General features: G+C 69.8%; 14 protein-coding genes. 5 read left to right on the top strand and 9 right to left on the bottom strand.

All coding sequences use genetic code 11. The features are described 5' to 3' along the window. Positions 1-32: 32 nt before the first annotated feature. The 7 genes from ACSDR0_RS14895 to ACSDR0_RS14865 form a co-directional block, all read right to left on the bottom strand. Positions 33-884: a pseudouridine synthase gene (locus ACSDR0_RS14895; protein ID WP_435289379.1), complete on the bottom strand. Its 852-nt coding sequence runs from the start codon at positions 882-884 to the stop codon at positions 33-35. 1232 nt (positions 885-2116) lie between these two features. After that, a complete protein-coding gene (gene scpB / locus ACSDR0_RS14890; RefSeq protein WP_435289378.1) occupies positions 2117-2746 on the bottom strand; it encodes an SMC-Scp complex subunit ScpB in 630 nt (209 codons plus the stop codon). Then, on the bottom strand, positions 2739-3572 hold the full coding sequence (locus ACSDR0_RS14885) for a segregation and condensation protein A (protein ID WP_435289377.1): 834 nt from the start codon (positions 3570-3572) through the stop codon (positions 2739-2741). Before ACSDR0_RS14885 ends, scpB begins: the two co-directional genes overlap by 8 nt. A gap of 30 nt (positions 3573-3602) precedes the next feature. After that, complete coding sequence (locus tag ACSDR0_RS14880; protein ID WP_329093373.1) at positions 3603-4550, bottom strand: ParA family protein; 948 nt, start codon at positions 4548-4550, stop codon at positions 3603-3605. A 99-nt stretch (positions 4551-4649) separates the two neighbouring features. Next, positions 4650-5576, bottom strand: coding sequence for a tyrosine recombinase (locus tag ACSDR0_RS14875; RefSeq protein ID WP_435289464.1), 927 nt, complete (start codon positions 5574-5576; stop codon positions 4650-4652). Between the two features lie 12 nt (positions 5577-5588). Continuing rightward, positions 5589-6248, bottom strand: coding sequence for an NUDIX domain-containing protein (locus ACSDR0_RS14870; RefSeq protein WP_435289376.1), 660 nt, complete (start codon positions 6246-6248; stop codon positions 5589-5591). After that, the gene (locus ACSDR0_RS14865; protein WP_435289375.1) at positions 6245-7915 is read right to left on the bottom strand and encodes a CTP synthase; all 1671 of its coding nucleotides are present in this window, start codon (positions 7913-7915) and stop codon (positions 6245-6247) included. Before ACSDR0_RS14865 ends, ACSDR0_RS14870 begins: the two co-directional genes overlap by 4 nt. A 156-nt stretch (positions 7916-8071) precedes the next feature. On the opposite strand from ACSDR0_RS14865, the gene ACSDR0_RS14860 reads away from it, so the two are divergent. From ACSDR0_RS14860 to ACSDR0_RS14850, 3 genes are all read left to right on the top strand, one after another. Beyond that, entirely contained in the window at positions 8072-8764 is a 693-nt protein-coding gene (locus ACSDR0_RS14860; protein WP_435289374.1) for an acyltransferase, read from the top strand. A 67-nt stretch (positions 8765-8831) separates the two neighbouring features. Further along, the gene (locus ACSDR0_RS14855; RefSeq protein WP_435289373.1) at positions 8832-9425 is read left to right on the top strand and encodes a DUF4126 domain-containing protein; all 594 of its coding nucleotides are present in this window, start codon (positions 8832-8834) and stop codon (positions 9423-9425) included. Between the two features lie 79 nt (positions 9426-9504). Next, positions 9505-10119, top strand: coding sequence for a hypothetical protein (locus tag ACSDR0_RS14850; protein WP_435289372.1), 615 nt, complete (start codon positions 9505-9507; stop codon positions 10117-10119). A gap of 117 nt (positions 10120-10236) precedes the next feature. Here ACSDR0_RS14850 and ACSDR0_RS14845 read toward each other — a convergent pair whose 3' ends face one another. Together ACSDR0_RS14845 and uvrB are read right to left on the bottom strand one after the other, a co-directional pair. Next, positions 10237-10878 carry a hypothetical protein gene (locus ACSDR0_RS14845; RefSeq protein WP_435289371.1) on the bottom strand — a complete coding sequence of 214 codons (642 nt, stop codon included), beginning with the start codon at positions 10876-10878 and terminating at the stop codon, positions 10237-10239. 42 nt (positions 10879-10920) lie between these two features. Further along, positions 10921-13032: an excinuclease ABC subunit UvrB gene (uvrB, locus tag ACSDR0_RS14840; protein ID WP_435289370.1), complete on the bottom strand. Its 2112-nt coding sequence runs from the start codon at positions 13030-13032 to the stop codon at positions 10921-10923. Between the two features lie 178 nt (positions 13033-13210). On the opposite strand from uvrB, the gene ACSDR0_RS14835 reads away from it, so the two are divergent. Both ACSDR0_RS14835 and ACSDR0_RS14830 read left to right on the top strand, forming a co-directional pair. After that, the gene (locus tag ACSDR0_RS14835; protein ID WP_435289369.1) at positions 13211-14860 is read left to right on the top strand and encodes an SPFH domain-containing protein; all 1650 of its coding nucleotides are present in this window, start codon (positions 13211-13213) and stop codon (positions 14858-14860) included. Next, positions 14857-16107, top strand: coding sequence for an SPFH domain-containing protein (locus ACSDR0_RS14830; RefSeq protein ID WP_435289368.1), 1251 nt, complete (start codon positions 14857-14859; stop codon positions 16105-16107). Before ACSDR0_RS14835 ends, ACSDR0_RS14830 begins: the two co-directional genes overlap by 4 nt. The last annotated feature ends 17 nt before the right edge of the window (positions 16108-16124 follow it).

Raw genomic sequence — 16124 nt, 5'->3', positions numbered from 1 at the left:
CCGGCGCGTCCTAACAAGCGTGTCAGGGAAGGCTACAACCCGACGGCGGCGTAGAGCTCCCCGACTTCCGTGAGTGTCAGCGCCCGGACGGTGCCGGGCTTGAGGCGGCCGAGCTTGACCGGGCCGAACTCGATGCGGGCCAGGTCGATGACCGGGTGCCCGACCTCCTCCAGCATGCGGCGGACGATGTGCTTGCGGCCCTCGTGGAGCACGACCTCGACCAGGGCCTGCTGGCCGTGCTCCTGGACCAGGGTGAAGGAGTCGGCCTTGGCGAGACCGTCCTCCAGCTCGACGCCCTTCTTCAGGCGGCGGCCGAGGTCGCGCTCGATCCGGCCGGGAACCTTCGCCCAGTACTTCTTCTGGACGCCGTAGCTCGGATGGGTGAGCCTGTTGGCCAGCTCCCCGTCGTTGGTGAGCAGGATCAGGCCCTCGGTCTCGGTGTCGAGGCGGCCCACGTGGAACAGCCGCTCGGTGCGGTCGGCCACGAAGTCGGCCAGCGAGGGGCGGCCGTCCGGGTCGGACATGGTGCTGACGACGCCGATCGGCTTGTTGATCGCGAGGTAGACCAGGTCGGGCATGGTCGGCAGGCGCTTGCCGTCGACGTGGATGACCTGCTTGGCGGGGTCGACCCGGGCACCGAAGCGGCGGACCACCTGGCCGTCGACCGTCACCCGGCCCTCGCCGATCATGTCCTCGCAGGCCCGGCGGCTGGCGACGCCCGCCTGAGCGAGGACCTTCTGCAGCCGGATGCCGTCGGGAACCTCGGTGGTGTCGCGCTCGTCGACGTAGTCGCGGTCGTAGAAGTCGGAGTCGCGCTTGGGCTGGCGAGCGGTCTTGAACCGGTCGTTCGCGATCGTGCCCGGCCTGAGCGGCGCCTTGGCCACGGGAGCCCGGCCGGCGGATCGATCGGCGGGCCGGGCCGCGGGGGCGCGGCGCTCGCCGTACGCCCCGGCGCGGTCGCCGCCGATGGTCTGGACGTCGTCCTTGCGGCCGGTTTTGCCGAAACGGCCACGGGAGCCACCGGCGGGCGCGTCGCCGCGACCACGGTCGGAGCCGGGCCTGCCGCGCGAGGTGTCGCGGTCGGCGCGGAAGCCACCGCGGTCGTCACGACGCGGAGCGTCGGAACGGTAACCACCGGACGACGAACCACCGCGATCGTCACGACGCGGAGCGTCGGAACGGTAACCACCGGACGACGAACCACCGCGATCGTCACGACGCGGGCCGTCGGAACGGTAACCGCCCTGCGAACCCCCCTGCGAGCCGCCCGAGGGCCGGCCGGCGCCGTACTGGCTCCGCGAACCGTCACGAGAACCACCGTAGGACGAACCACCACGATCATCACGACGCGGACCGTCAGAACGGTAACCACCCTGGGAACCGCCGTAGGACGAACCACCGTAGGAGGAACCGCCACGGTCGTCACGACGCGGAGCGTCGGAACGGTAACCACCGGACGACGAACCACCGCGATCGTCACGACGCGGAGCGTCGGAACGGTAACCACCGGACGACGAACCACCGCGGTCGTCACGACGCGGGCCGTCGGAGCGGAAACCGCCCTGCGAACCGCCCGAGGGCCGACCGGCGCCGTACTGGCTCCGCGAACCGTCACGGGAACCGCCGTAGGACGAACCACCGTAGGAGGAACCGCCACGGTCGTCACGACGCGGACCGTCAGAGCGGTAACCACCGGACGAGGAACCACCGCGATCATCACGACGCGGGCCGTCGGAACGGTAACCGCCCTGCGAACCCCCCTGCGAGCCGCCCGAGGGCCGACCGGCGCCGTACTGGCCCCGCGAACCGTCACGAGAACCACCGTAGGACGAACCACCACGATCATCACGACGCGGGCCGTCGGAGCGGAAACCGCCCTGGGAACCGCCACGGGGCCCACCGGACGAGGGAGCGCCGCGGTCGTCACGGCGCGGACCGTCGGAGCGGAAACCGCCCTGGGAACCACCACGGGGCCCACCGGAGGAGGAGCCACCTCGGGAGGAGCCGCCCCGGAATCCACCGGACTGCGAGCCCCCACGGGGATTGCCACCGCGCGGGGCTCCGCCACGGCCTTGACCGCGTCCATCACCGGACGGGGTACTGCGCCTGTTGTTCACTACTTTTGCTCCTCTAGGGATTCCATGTCGTCGGGCAGGAAGGGTGCCAGCTCGGGGAGCTCGTCGAGCTCCCGCAGCCCCATCCGCTCGAGAAAATACGAACTTGTCCGGTAGAGCACTGCTTGGCTCTCCGGTTCGGTGCCGGCCTCCTCGACCAGCCCCCTCGTCATCAGCGTGCGCATGACACCGTCGCTGTTGACACCGCGGATGGCCGCCACCCGTGCCCGGCTCACCGGCTGCCGGTAGGCGACCACGGCCAGGGTCTCCAGCGCGGCCTGGGTCAGGCGCGTCTGCTGACCGTCGCGGACGAACCGCTCCACGAGCGGCGCGCACTCGGCCCGCGTGTAGAACCGCCAGCCGCCCGCGACCTCTCTGAGGTCAAAACCCCGCCCGGCACCGGTGTATTCCGCCGAGAGCTCACGGATCGCCCGCCCGACCTCCTGGACGGGCCGTTCCAGAACCTGGGCGAGGGTCACCTCGGCGACGGGCTCGTCCACCACCAGCAGGATGGCCTCCAGCCCGGCGCGCAGTTCCGGCTCGGCACGCGGGCCGACCTCGACACGGGAGCCGGCCTCGGCACGCGGATCAGGCTCGGTACGCGGACCGGGCTCGGGTGCCAGGTCAGTCATCGGCGGGCTCTCTCTTCGGGCTGTTCAGGGTCTCGTCGTAGTCGTCGGCCACGGCGACGTCACCGTCGTCACTACCGGTCCAGGTCACGTGCAACTCCCCGAGAGGCTCCACCTGATCGAAGGAGACGGCCGCCTCCCGGTAGAGCTCCAGGACGGCCAGGAAACGCGCGACGACCTCGAAGGTGCCGGCGCAGTCGGAGGTGAGGGCCCGGAAAGTCGCCCGGCGCAACCGCCGCAGCCGCTCGACAAGGATAACCGCCTGCTCGCGGACATTGGCGAGCGGTTGGTAGATGTGGGCCACCGAGACCGACGGAGGCACCTTGGGGGCGAAGGCCCGCCGGGCGATCTCCGCGAGGCGGTCGGGGCCGATCCCGAGGATCAGCGCGGGCAGCAGGCTCGCGAACTCGGCCTCCATCGGCACGGTACGGGGGAAGCGCAGCGCCTCCTCGGCCATCCGGCTGGAGAAGACCTTGACGACCTCCTTGTAGGCCCGGTACTGCAGGAGGCGGGCGAACAGCAGGTCACGGGCCTCCAGGAGGGCCAGATCCTCCTCGTCGTCGACCTCGCCCGAGGGCAGCAGCCTGGCGGCCTTGAGATCGAGCAGGGTCGCCGCGACGAGCAGGAAGTGGCTCGTCTGGTCCAGGTCCCACTCCGGGCCCCTGGCCCGGATGTAGGAGATGAACTCGTCGGTGACCTGGCTGAGCGAGACCTCGGTGATGTCCAGCTTGTGTTTGGAGATCAGACCGAGCAGGAGATCGAACGGGCCCTCGAAGACCTCCAGATGCACCTTGAAGGTGTCATCGTCGGTCTTCGGCTGCTCGGTCATCCCTCCATTGTCCCGCACCCCGAGGTGGGATCACCGCTCCAGCGCGGCCCACCTGGCCAGGACTTCCCTGGCGAGCTCGCGGTACGCGCTGGCGCCGAGCGAGGACGAGTCGAAGCTGGTGATGGGCTCACCGGCCACGGTGGCGTCGGGGAAGCGAACCGTCCGGTTGATCACCGTGTGGTAGACCTTCTCGTCGAACGCCTCGACGACCCGGGCCAGCACCTCCCGGCCGTGCAGGGTGCGCGCGTCGTACATGGTGGCGAGCAGGCCCTCGATGACCAGCTCGTCGTTGATGCGCTCCTGGACCTTGATGATGGTGTCCATGAGCAGCGCGACACCGCGCAGCGCGAAGAACTCGCACTCCAGCGGCACCATGACGCCGTGCGCGCAGGCCAGCGCGTTGATCGTGAGCAGTCCCAGGGAGGGCTGACAGTCGATCAGGCACACGTCGTACTCGGGCAGGAGGGGTTTGATCACCCGGCCGAGCACCTGCTCGCGGGCGACCTCCGTGACGAGCTGGACCTCCGCGGCCGACAGGTCGATGTTGCTGGGCAGCAGGTCCATGCCCTCGACGCCGGTCTCCAGCAGCACGTCCCTGGCGGTGATCTGCCGCTCCATGAGGAGGTTGTAGACCGTCAGGTCCAGCTGGAGAGGGTTGATCCCGAGGCCGACCGAGAGGGCACCCTGCGGGTCGAAGTCGACCAGCAGCACCTTGAGCCCGGCCTCCGCCAGCGCGGCGCCCAGGTTGATGGTGGTGGTCGTCTTGCCGACGCCGCCCTTCTGGTTGACCATGGCGACGACCCTCGCCGGTCCGTGCACCGTGCGGGGGGGCGGGTCGGGGAAGACCGGGCGGGGACGCCCGGTCGGGCCGAGGACTCCCCCACTGCGAGGGGTCCCGGCGGTCTTGGTGTCGCCCCAGGGATTCTCGGGGTTTGCTGGGGTCGTTCCCCGGATAGAACCGTCGGTGGTCACAGTCACCAGTCGAACCTCCCTGACGGCCTCTAACCGGACCGTCCGGACGGACACTATGGCGTCAACACGTATGCGGCAAGGCGGCACGCCCGGACATAAGCAAGGTCAATCCCGCGTGCGCGGATGCGCGGCGGCATAGACCTCGCGGAGCTTGTCGACCGTGACCTGTGTGTACACCTGGGTGGTGGTCACCGAGGCGTGGCCGAGTAGTTCCTGAACCACCCTAACGTCCACACCCCCGTCAAGGAGGTGGGTTGCGAACGAATGTCGCAACATATGTGGCGACACTCCTGCGAGCCCGCCGCGCTCGGCGGCGCCCTGGAGGACCTCCCAGGCGCCCTGGCGGGTGAGCCGCCCGCCCCTGGCGTTGAGGAAGAGTCCCGAGGTGCCCCGGCCGTGTGAGGCGATGCAGGGCCGCGCACGGGTGAGATAGGCGCGCAGCGCCTCCCCCGCGAAGCCGCCCAGGGGCACCAGGCGGGTGCGCCCGCCCTTGCCGCGCAGGCGCACCCGCTGGGCCTCGGCCCCCAGGTCGACGTCGTCGACGGCGAGCCCCACGGCCTCGGAGATGCGCGCGCCGGTGCCGTACAGCAGTTCGAGCAGCGCCCGGTTACGCAGCGTGAGCGGGGCTCCGTCGGGTCCCGAGGCGGCGATCAGGCGCTCCACGTCGCGAACGCTGATCGCCTTGGGAAGCCGCCTGAGCTGGCGCGGCGGGCGCACCTCGTGGGCCGGGTCGTGCCGGCAGACGCCCTGGCTCAACGCGAAGCGGTGCAGGCCACGCACCGCGGAGACGGCCCGCGCCGCCGAGGCGGCGACGAGGGCCTGGTGCTCCCCGTCGCCTTCCCCGAGCGCCGTCACGAACGCGCTGACGTCGTCCTCGGCGACCTCGCCGAAGGTGACGCGGCCGCGCTGCTTGAGATGCTCCACGTACCGCAGGAGGTCACGGCGGTAGGAGGCCAGGGTGTTGGCGGCCAGGCCCCGCTCCACGGCCAGATGGGCGAGGTATCTGGAGAGGACGGCCTCCGTCTCGCTCAGGGTGTCCTCCTGTCATGCCTCCGGTGCGTCGGCGGGCCGCAGTGAGGCGAATCCATCCGCCGAAGCGGCGTATGCGGCGAGAATACCGGCCACGGCTTGGGAATTGTGGATCATTCCCGCCATGGCACGCCGAACCGCGTCGGACAGGGGAATCCAGGCCACCGGCATGTCGGCCTCCTCGTGCCGGTGGACGAAGGCCAGCTCCCCCTCGGGGATGGGGCTGACGTCCCTGGCGAGGAAGATGCGGGTGCGCTCGTCGCTCATCCCGGGCGAGGTGAAGGCGTCGACCAGGGTGTGCCAGGTGCCCGCCCGGTAGCCCGCCTCCTCGGCGAGCTCGCGGGCCGCCCCGGCCTGCAGGGTCTCGCCCTCGACGTCGCGCAGCCCCGCGGGCAGCTCCCACAGCAGCCGCCGTACGGGGTGACGGTACTGGCGGATCAGCAGGACCCGCCCCCTGTCGTCGAGAGCCACGACGGCCACGGAGCCCAGGTGGATCACGTAGTCGCGGTTGACGATCTCGCCGTCCGGCATGACGACCGCGTCGGTGACCGCGGTGATGACGCGGCCGCGGAAGTGCTCGGTGGAGGAGACGACCTTCCACTCCTCGGGAACGTCCACGACCTCCAGGGCGTCCTGGACCCCCTGAACCTCCTGGACCTCCCCCTCGCCGCTCACTTGCCCCGCCCGGCCTTCGCGACGGTGCCGCGGATGTCGGCGTACGTCAGGGCGGCGCCGATCAGGCCCTTGAACAGCGGGTGCGCCCGGGTCGGCCGGGAACGGAACTCCGGGTGCGCCTGGGTGCCGATGAAGAAGGGGTGGACGTCGGCGGGCAGCTCGGCGTACTCCACGAGGCGGCCGTCGGGCGAGAGGCCGGAGAAGACCATGCCGACCTTCTCCAGCTGCTCGCGGTAGGAGTTGTTGACCTCGTAGCGGTGGCGGTGGCGCTCGTCCACCTTCGCCATGCCGTACAGCTGGCGGGCGAGCGATCCCTCGGCGAGCCTGGCCGGGTAGAGGCCCAGCCTCATGGTGCCGCCCATGTCGCGCTCGCCGGAGACGACGTCCTCCTGGTCGGCCATGGTGGAGATGACCGGGTGGGTGGTCTCCGCGTCGAACTCGGTGCTTCCGGCGTCCTCGATGTCCGCGAGGTTGCGGGCGGCGTCGATGACCATGCACTGCATGCCCAGGCAGATGCCGAGCAGCGGGATCTTGTTCTCCCTGACGTGCCGGATCGCGCCGACCTTGCCCTCGATCCCGCGTACGCCGAAGCCGCCGGGGACCAGGACGCCGTCGACGCCGTCGAGCTCGCGGGCCGCGCCCTCGGGGGTCTCGCAGTCGTCGCTCTTGACCCAGCGGATGTTGACGCGGGCGTCGTTGGCGAAGCCGCCCGCGCGCAGCGCCTCGGTGACCGACAGGTAGGCGTCGGGCAGGTCGATGTACTTGCCGACGAGCGCGATCGTGACCTCGTTGGCCGGGCGGTGCACCCGGCGCAGGAGCTGCTCCCACTCCTTCCAGTCGACGTCCCTGAAGGGCAGGCCCAGACGGCGTACCACGTAGGCGTCCAGGCCCTCGGAGTGCAGGACCTTGGGGATGTCGTAGATGCTGGCGGCGTCGATGGCGGAGACGACCGCGTCCTCGTCCACGTCGCACATCAGGCTGATCTTGCGCTTGATCGCGTTCGTGACCGGGCGGTCGGAGCGCAGGACGATCGCGTCGGGCTGGATGCCGATGCTGCGCAACGCGGCGACCGAGTGCTGGGTCGGCTTGGTCTTCAGCTCGCCGCTCGGCCCGATGTACGGCAGCAGCGAGACGTGGAGGAAGAACACGTTATCGCGGCCGACCTCGTGGCGGACCTGGCGGACGGCCTCCAGGAAGGGCAGCGACTCGATGTCGCCCACGGTGCCGCCGACCTCGGTGATGACCACGTCCACGTCGGGACCCGCCATCGACCGGATGCGGTCCTTGATCTCGTTGGTGATGTGCGGGATGACCTGCACGGTGTCACCGAGATACTCGCCGCGGCGCTCCTTGGCGATGACGTTGGAGTAAACCTGGCCGGTGGTCACGTTGGCCGAGCCGTGCAGCTCGGTGTCGAGGAACCGCTCGTAGTGGCCGACGTCGAGGTCGGTCTCGGCACCGTCGTCTGTGACGAACACCTCACCGTGCTGGAACGGGTTCATGGTGCCGGGGTCGACGTTGAGGTAGGGGTCGAGTTTCTGCATGGTGACCCGCAGGCCGCGCAGCTTGAGAAGGCGCCCGAGGCTGGAGGCCGTCAGTCCCTTCCCAAGACTGGAGGCGACGCCGCCGGTGACGAACAGATGCTTGGTGTGTGCGGCGCTGCGCAAGAAGGCTCCCGTGGTCGTTACAGATCGTCGGCGCACCCTTATGAATGGCCTACAGGTCCACGGGCTCTCAGAATATCAAACGGTACCGGCGAAGTGCCCGAACAACCCCCCACCCACGTTCCCCCCAAACCCAACCAAGCGGTAATTTGATCCGTTATGTCACTTCGTGGTGTGGTACGGCGTGCCTTGGGCAGCCTGGTCCACCGACTCTGGGCGGCGGTCCGCACGGCCGGCGCCGTCACCCCCGTCAGCCCCGCCGGATACCGCTTCCGGCGCCTCGGCAAGGGTGCCTGCCTGTCGTTCCCGCTCGGAGCCGTCTTCGGCGAGGCCTGGATCGAGGTCGGCGACCACACCCTGATCGGCGAGCGGGTCTCCATCTCCGCGGGCATGGGTCCCGGGGTCGACCTGGGGCCGGACTCGATCGTACGAATCGGCGGGAGCTGCTCCATCGGCCGGGGCAGCCACATCGTGGGCCACCAGTCGATCGACATCGGCGACGACGTCTTCACCGGCCCGTACGTCTACATCACCGACCAGAACCACGTCTACGACGACCCCGAGGCACCGATCGGGCGCCAGTGGCCGCGCAACAACCCGGTGTCCATCGGGTCGGGATCGTGGCTGGGCACCGGCGCGATCATCCTGCCGGGCACCCGGATCGGCAGGCAGTGCGTGGTGGCGGGCGGGGCGGTGGTACGCGGGGAGTTCCCCGACCACAGCGTGATCGCGGGCATCCCCGCCAAGGTGGTGCGCCACTACGTACCCGGCCAGGGATGGCTGCCGCCCCACATGGAAGTCGTGGAGACCGCGAACGTCATCGACACCGAGACCGGAGTGATATCGCGATAGGGGACGGATCGGGATCGATCCACGGCCGGGAACCGTTGAAGGGGGAGAGAGACACTACGGAGGTGCGATGCTCGCGGCACTGACGGGCCTTGGACTCTCCACCGCGGCCGGGCTCAACGCCTACATCCCGCTGCTGGTGGTCGGCCTGCTCGCCAACTTCACCGACCAGGTACGGCTGCCGCAGGAGTTCGCCTGGCTGTCCAACGGCTGGGTGCTCGGGATCATCGGCGTGTTGCTCCTGGCGGAGTTCGTGCTCGACAAGGTCCCGGTGGTCGACAGCGTCAACGACATGATCCAGACCGTCGTCCGTCCGGCCTCCGGCGGCGTGGTCTTCAGCGCCACCGAGGCGGCGGCCCGGCTGGACGGCTCGACCTGGATGAGCCACAACCCCTGGCTCAGCTGGGTGCTGGGGATCGCGATCGCCCTGGCCGTGCACACCATGAAGGCGACCACCAGACCCGTGGTGAACGCCACCACGGCCGGGGTGGGCGCGCCCGTGGTCAGCACGGTCGAGGACGCCGGATCACTGGGCATCAGCCTGGTGGCGATCTTCCTGCCGGCCCTGGTCATCGTGGTGGTGGCGGGGCTGGCGCTGTTCGCCTGGTGGGCGACCCGCAGGATACGGCGACGGCGGCGAACGGCCGCCCCGAGCCTGCGATGAGGCCGCACCCGCTCGACGCCCGCGCGGAGGCCGCGGCGCGGGCTATGCTCGAAACACTCAGTCCGGACCCTGACGGGAGGTGGCTCCGATCGGCGATTTCCTCATCGTCCTGATGGTGATCCTGATGTTCTTCCTTCTCCTGGGAGGAGTCGGGATCTACCTGCTGGTCAAGGTCGGCAAGAAGGCCACGAAGAAGGCCAGGGCCGTCTCCACCAGGGTCGCCACCCACGTGGCGGCGATGGGCACCGGCGACGCCGCGGAGACCGAGCGGATGCGCCTCGACCTGCGGCGCGAGGTCTCCCTGACCCGCCAGGCCGTCGACCACGCGCTGCGCGACGGCTGGGGCCTGGGCGACCTGCCCCACCTCGTGGCGGAGATCTCGGTGCACGCCGAGCAGCTCGACGCCCAGCTCGCCCACTACGCCCAGGAGCGCCGGGTCTCGCCCTACGTCGACCACACGGCGCTGGGCCGCCTGCGCGAGCACCACGCCAAGCTGACCACGTCCTGCGCCAGGATCAGGGCCGACCTGCGCGACGACCAGATGGCGCACTCGGCCGGGAGCATCGACGAGATCCAGGGCCGCACCGACCTGGAGATCGAGGCGCGCCGCCGTGCCCCCGACCCCCTGGACCAGATCGACGAGCTCTACAACCGCACGATGATCAACCGCACCCACCCCGACGAATCCCGCTGACCGGCCGCTCACGGCGCCTCTCGCCGTGAGCGGCGCACGTCCCGACGGGCATTCATCGGGGGCGGTTGAAGACAGATGTCGGCTTCGAGGTCGACATCGACCTCGACCTCGGCGAGTTCATCGGTCCTTGACATCCTTCCCACGGCCAAAACCTGGGCCCGCGTCCACGCCGGAGGGGTTCGGTGAGCCCCACAACCCGGCGAGCTCGTCGTAGGTGGCTCCGGCGTTGACGCGGGCCCGCATGGCCTGGGCCTGGGCGGTGGTGGGGAGGAAGCCGTCGAGCAGGGCCGGAAGGCCGAGGCGCCAGCCGAGCAGGGCCCGTGGCGACTGCCGGTGCCCGGCGCGGATCACCGAGACGCCGACCCTGATCGCGTGCTCGTTGCCGGGCGGGACGCCCGGGCGGTCGGTCTCGACGGCCGAGTAGCGGAAGCCGTCGGCGAGGTCGCAGGGCGGGCAGCCCAGGGGGCCTCTGCCGAGGCGGGCCGCACAGCCGGGGCAGGCCAGCCGGTCGAGGGCGCCGTCGACGACCCGCCAGTCGTGCCGGTCGGGCTCGTCGGCGACCATCTCGGCGATCGCCGACTCCTCCCCGGCGGACAGCCCAGGCGCACCGAACCCGGCGGGCAATCCGACCCCGCCGAACCGCTCTCGCAGAAACCCCCGCCAGCCGTCCTCGACGATCCGGTCGACCAGCGCCGCGCACCGGGCGCAGCCGGGCGCCCCGCCGTACTCCCAGCAGCCGCACCCGGCGCACCGTCGCATCAGACGACCGTACCGGCCGGGGCGGCCGGGGAAAAAGCGAGATCAGGAGACCCCGGCCTCGCGCATGTCGCGCACCTCCCGCTTGAGCTCCTTGATCTCGTCGCGGAGCCGGGCGGCGACCTCGAACTGGAGGTCGGTGGCGGCCTGGTGCATCTGCTCGGTGAGCGACTCCATCAGCGCCTCCAGCTGGGCCCTGGGCATCTCTCCGGCGATCGCCCTGGCGTGCTGGCCCGCCTGCTTGATCGCGAAGCCGGGCACCGGGGCCTTGCCGCGCGACTGCTGGCGGCCGCTGCCGCCGAGGAGCTGGGCGGTGTCGGCGTCCTCGCGGTTGAGCGAGTCGAGGATGTCGGCGATCTTCTTGCGGAGCGGCTGAGGGTCGATGCCCTTGGCCTCGTTGTAGGCGATCTGCTTGGCCCGGCGGCGGTTGGTCTCGTCGATCGCCCGCTCCATGGAGGGGGTGATCCGGTCGGCGTACATGTGCACCTGGCCGGAGACGTTTCTGGCCGCGCGGCCGATGGTCTGGATCAGGGAGGTCTCCGAGCGCAGGAAGCCCTCCTTGTCGGCGTCGAGGATGGCCACCAGCGACACCTCGGGCAGGTCGAGGCCCTCGCGGAGCAGGTTGATGCCGACCAGCACGTCGAACTCGCCCATCCGCAGCTCGCGGAGGAGCTCGATGCGGCGCAGGGTGTCGACCTCGCTGTGCAGGTAGCGGACCCGGATGCCGAGCTCCAGCAGGTAGTCGGTGAGGTCTTCGGACATCTTCTTGGTCAGCGTGGTGACCAGGACCCGCTCGTCCTTCTCCGTACGGGTGCGGATCTCGTGGACCAGGTCGTCGATCTGCGACTTGGTCGGCTTGACGATCACCTCGGGGTCGATCAGGCCGGTCGGCCGGATGACCTGCTCGACCACGTCGCCCTTGGAGCGGCCCAGCTCGTAGGAGCCCGGGGTGGCCGACAGGTAGACCGTTTGGCCGATCCGCTCCAGGAACTCCTCCCACTTCAGCGGGCGGTTGTCCATCGCGGACGGCAGGCGGAAGCCGTGGTCGACGAGCGTGCGCTTGCGGGAGGCGTCTCCCTCGTACATCGCGCCGATCTGCGGGACGGTCTGGTGGGACTCGTCCAGGACCAGCATGAAGTCTTCGGGGAAGTAGTCGAGCAGGGTGTTGGGCGCGCTGCCCGGGGTGCGCCCGTCCATGTGGCGCGAGTAGTTCTCGATGCCGGAGCAGGTGCCGATCTGGCGCATCATCTCCAGGTCGTACGTGGTGCGCATGCGCAGCCGCTGGGCCTCCAGGAGCTTGCCCTGGCGCTCCATGGTCTCCAGGGTCTCGGCCAGCTCGGCCTCGATGCCCCGGACGGCGTTCTCCATCCGCTCGGCGCCCGCGACGTAGTGGGAGGCGGGGAAGATGTAGAGCTCCTCGTCCTCGGTGATCACCTCGCCGGTCAGCGGGTGCATGGTCGAGAGCTTCTCGATCTCGTCGCCGAACATCTCGATCCGCACGGCGAGCTCTTCGTACTTGGGGATGATCTCGATGGTGTCGCCGCGCACCCGGAAGGTGCCCCGGGTGAAGGCCATGTCGTTGCGGGTGTACTGCATGTCGACGAGGCGGCGCAGCAGGACGTCGCGCTCGATCTCCTGGCCGACCTTGAGCCTGACCATGCGGTCGACGTATTCCTGCGGGGTGCCCAGGCCGTAGATGCACGACACGGAGGCCACCACGATCGTGTCGCGGCGGGTCAGCAGCGAGTTGGTCGCCGAGTGGCGCAGCCGCTCGACCTCCTCGTTGATCGAGGAGTCCTTCTCGATGTAGGTGTCGCTCTGCGGGACGTAGGCCTCCGGCTGGTAGTAGTCGTAGTAGGAGACGAAGTATTCGACCGCGTTGTTGGGCATCATCTCGCGCAGCTCGTTGGCGAACTGGGCGGCGAGCGTCTTGTTGGGCTGAATGACCAGGGTCGGCCGCTGGAGGCGCTCGATCAGCCAGGCGACCGTGGCGGTCTTGCCCGTGCCCGTAGCGCCCAGCAGGACGTTGTCCCTGTCTCCGGCCTTGAGGCGCCGTTCGAGCTCGGCGATCGCGGCGGGCTGGTCGCCCGAGGGGGTCATGTCGGTGACGACGTCGAAGGGCGCCACCTTGCGCTGCAAATCTGTTACCGGCCTCACCTGTCCCACTGTAGGTGGCGTGACCGACAATCCTTCTTCAGAGGTCCGCGCACGGGTGGGCCGGCGTCAACCGCGTGGCAAGCGATCCGCAAGCGGGATCCCCTTTACTGTCTCGCGTGCCAATGATCACAAAGCGTGATATATCGGCCTTTCGATATGTCACTATCCCGGAGGTGTGATGTCCCGGCCAAGAGAAGCCGCGCAGTACGCGAGGGCCGCAGCGCAGGCCATAGGGCAGGGCGGCGACGTGCGCCAGGTGGTCGGACAGGCCGTGGGGCAGTACGCCGGCCAGGCCGCGGGACAGTACGCCGAGCAGTTCGTGGGGCAGGTGGCCGGGAACACCGGCTCCGGCGGATCCGCGGCTGACAAGGGCTTCGCGCTCAACCCCTCCGACTTCATGGCCGCCCGCGACCAGGGCTCGTCCCTGGGGACGGTCATCGAGGCCCGCAGCGCCCCGCTCAACGAGGCCGGGGAGATCGTCAACCGGAGCTTCAGTGGCAACGGCCCGAGCGGCGAGCCGGTCCACGTCATCTCCCCCGTGGTCATCCCCAAGGGCACCACCGCCAGGGTGGTCGTCCCGCTGGTCGTGCTGGCCGGGCTCGGCCTGGTCGGGCTCGTCGCCACCGGACTGCCCGAGGGTGCCCGGGTGCTGTTCGGCCCCCACTACTGGGCCGTGCTGGTGCTGGCCGCGGCGTTCCTGTGGTGGCGCAGGAGCGTGGTCATGGTGCCCGAGGGCTGCAAGGCCCTGATCACGAAGTTCGGCAAGCTCGTACAGATCGCCGAGCCGGGCCGGGTGACGCTGTTCAACCCGTGGAAGCGGGTCAGCTACATCGTCAACACCACCCGCGAGTATCCCTTCAACGCGCCCATCCGCGAGGCCCCCACCCAGCAGGGCGTCAAGGCCAGCGTCGACCTGTTCCTGCAGTTCCGGATCGAGGACCCCGCCGAGTTCATCTTCGTGCTCGGCTCGGTCAGCGGCTTCCAGGCCAAGCTGCAGAACGCCATCAGCGAGGTCACCCGCTCCCTCATCTACGCCCAGCGCGCCGAGGAGATCTACGACCTGGTCGGCGAGAGCACCATGGGCATGCTGGACAACCTCAACCAGCAGTTCCTGCCCGCCGTACGGCTCACCGACGTCAACATCACGCACGCCGAGCCGTCCAGCCAGGAGTACCGGATGGACCTGGCCGCCCCCGAGATGATCAGGGTCGCCAAGGAGGCGTACACCTACGAGTACGAGCTCCAGCTGCGCAAGGAGCAGAACGAGGGCGATCTGATCAAGGAGCTGGCCGGGCTGCAGGAGCAGCTGTCGGCCATCCACGCCGAGATCGCCGGGCACCAGGCCAGGATCGACACCGCGCTGGAGCGCGCCTCCCACCAGGCCAAGGCCCAGGGCGGCCAGCGGCTGGTGGAGGCGGAGTCCACCGCCAAGGCCAACGCGGCGCTGCTGGAGGCCCAGGCACTGGACATCCGCTCGCTGAGCGCCGCCGAGGCGCCGGAGATCCTCGACTACCGCTTCCAGCAGGACCTGCTCGACAAGCTGGAGTCCGTCGCCTCGCACCTGCCGCGCCTGGTGCAGGTCGGCGACGCCGTCGACATCGACCTGCTCGCCCTGGCGCGGCAGCTGGTCGGCAACCCCGAGGCCCAGCTGTTCTCCCAGGCGGACATGGCCGCGATCAGGGCACGGATGAGCGAGATCGGCGGTCGCGTCGAGCAGCGCGGGGCGGAGATCAGCGCCCTGCTCAACACGCCCGCCGACACCGTCGTCCCCGTCCCCGCCCCGGTCGCGGGCCAGGCTGTACAGGAAGCGCAGGAAGAGGCCCGATGAGCGGCAGAGAGTTCTCCAAGATCAAGGAATCCCTGGCCTCCTGGTCGGAGATCCGCCAGCTGCTGCGCGGCGGCGAGTCGGGCCAGCTGGTCCCGGTGGTGATCCCCAAGGACCGCCGCGGCTTCGCCTGGGTGGCCCTGCTCTTCCTCGCCCTCTACCTGGCCGGTACGGCGGTGTTCGCCGACGGGGCGCTCTCCCTGCTGGCCGCGGTCGGAGCGGTGTTCTTCCTCATCGCGGCGCTGGTGTGGCTGTGGCGCCGGGCGATCATCGAGATCGAGGAGGGCACCACGGGCGTGCGCAGCCGGTGGGGCGCCATCGTCGGCACGCTGCCCCCGGGGCGCCACTACCTGTGGCTGCCGTGGGACCGGGTGGACGCGGTGGTCGACACCTCCACCGAGATCCCCTACTCCGCGCCGATCGTGGCCTGCCCGACGGCGGAGAACGTCCCGCTCAAGTCGATCGAGTTCTTCCTGAAGTTCCGCATCGTCGACCCGGTGGCCTTCGTCCGTACGATCGGCGCCGGTAACTTCGACCTGGTGCTCAGCAGCGCCGTACAGGACGCCATCCGCCAGCGCAGCCGCCTGGTGAACACCGAGCGCGCCTACGACCTGCGCGGATCCGACGTCGGCGACATGCAGGAGCTCCTCACCCGCCAGCTCGGCCGGTACGGCGTGCGCATCACCGGCGCCAACATCCCCGACGTGCAGCTGCCCGACCAGTACCAGCAGCACCTGGCCACCCGCGAGAAGGTCGCCAAGGAACTGTCGGCCTTCGAGCGCGAATGGGAACTCACCCGCAAGCGCAGAATCGACACCTTGCTGATGGAGATCGAACGTTCCAAAAAGACACGTGACGCGCGTATCGTCGAGGTGAGAGCCGCCGCCAACACCGCCCGTAAGGACGTCGCCCGCATGCTGGAGGAGCACGAGACCGAGGCGCAGCGGGTGCGCTGGGAGATCGAGGCGAAGGGCCGGGCCGAGCTCACCTCCGCCGAGAACGAGGCGAAGGGGCTGCGCAGGCTGGCCGACTCCTACCGCGACAACCGCGCGGTGCTCCAGTACGAGCTGGCCCGCCGCAGGCTCGACGTGGGCGCCAGGCTCGCCGAGAGCGCCCCGCGGCCCGTCGTCGTCCGCACCTCCGGCGCCTCCGGCGACACCTCCGCCCTGTCCACCCTGCTTCTGGCCCAGATCCTGCCCCAGCTGAACGGCGGCAACGGCCAGGTCAAACCGCAGAACCAAACCCCCTGATGAGAAAAATCTCCAAC

The sequence above is a fragment of the Streptosporangium sp. G11 genome (assembly GCF_051192615.1).
In the GTDB taxonomy this organism is placed as follows: domain Bacteria; phylum Actinomycetota; class Actinomycetes; order Streptosporangiales; family Streptosporangiaceae; genus Streptosporangium.
Note: the sequence above shows the minus strand (reverse complement) of the source record. Positions and strands in the feature narration are given on the sequence as shown.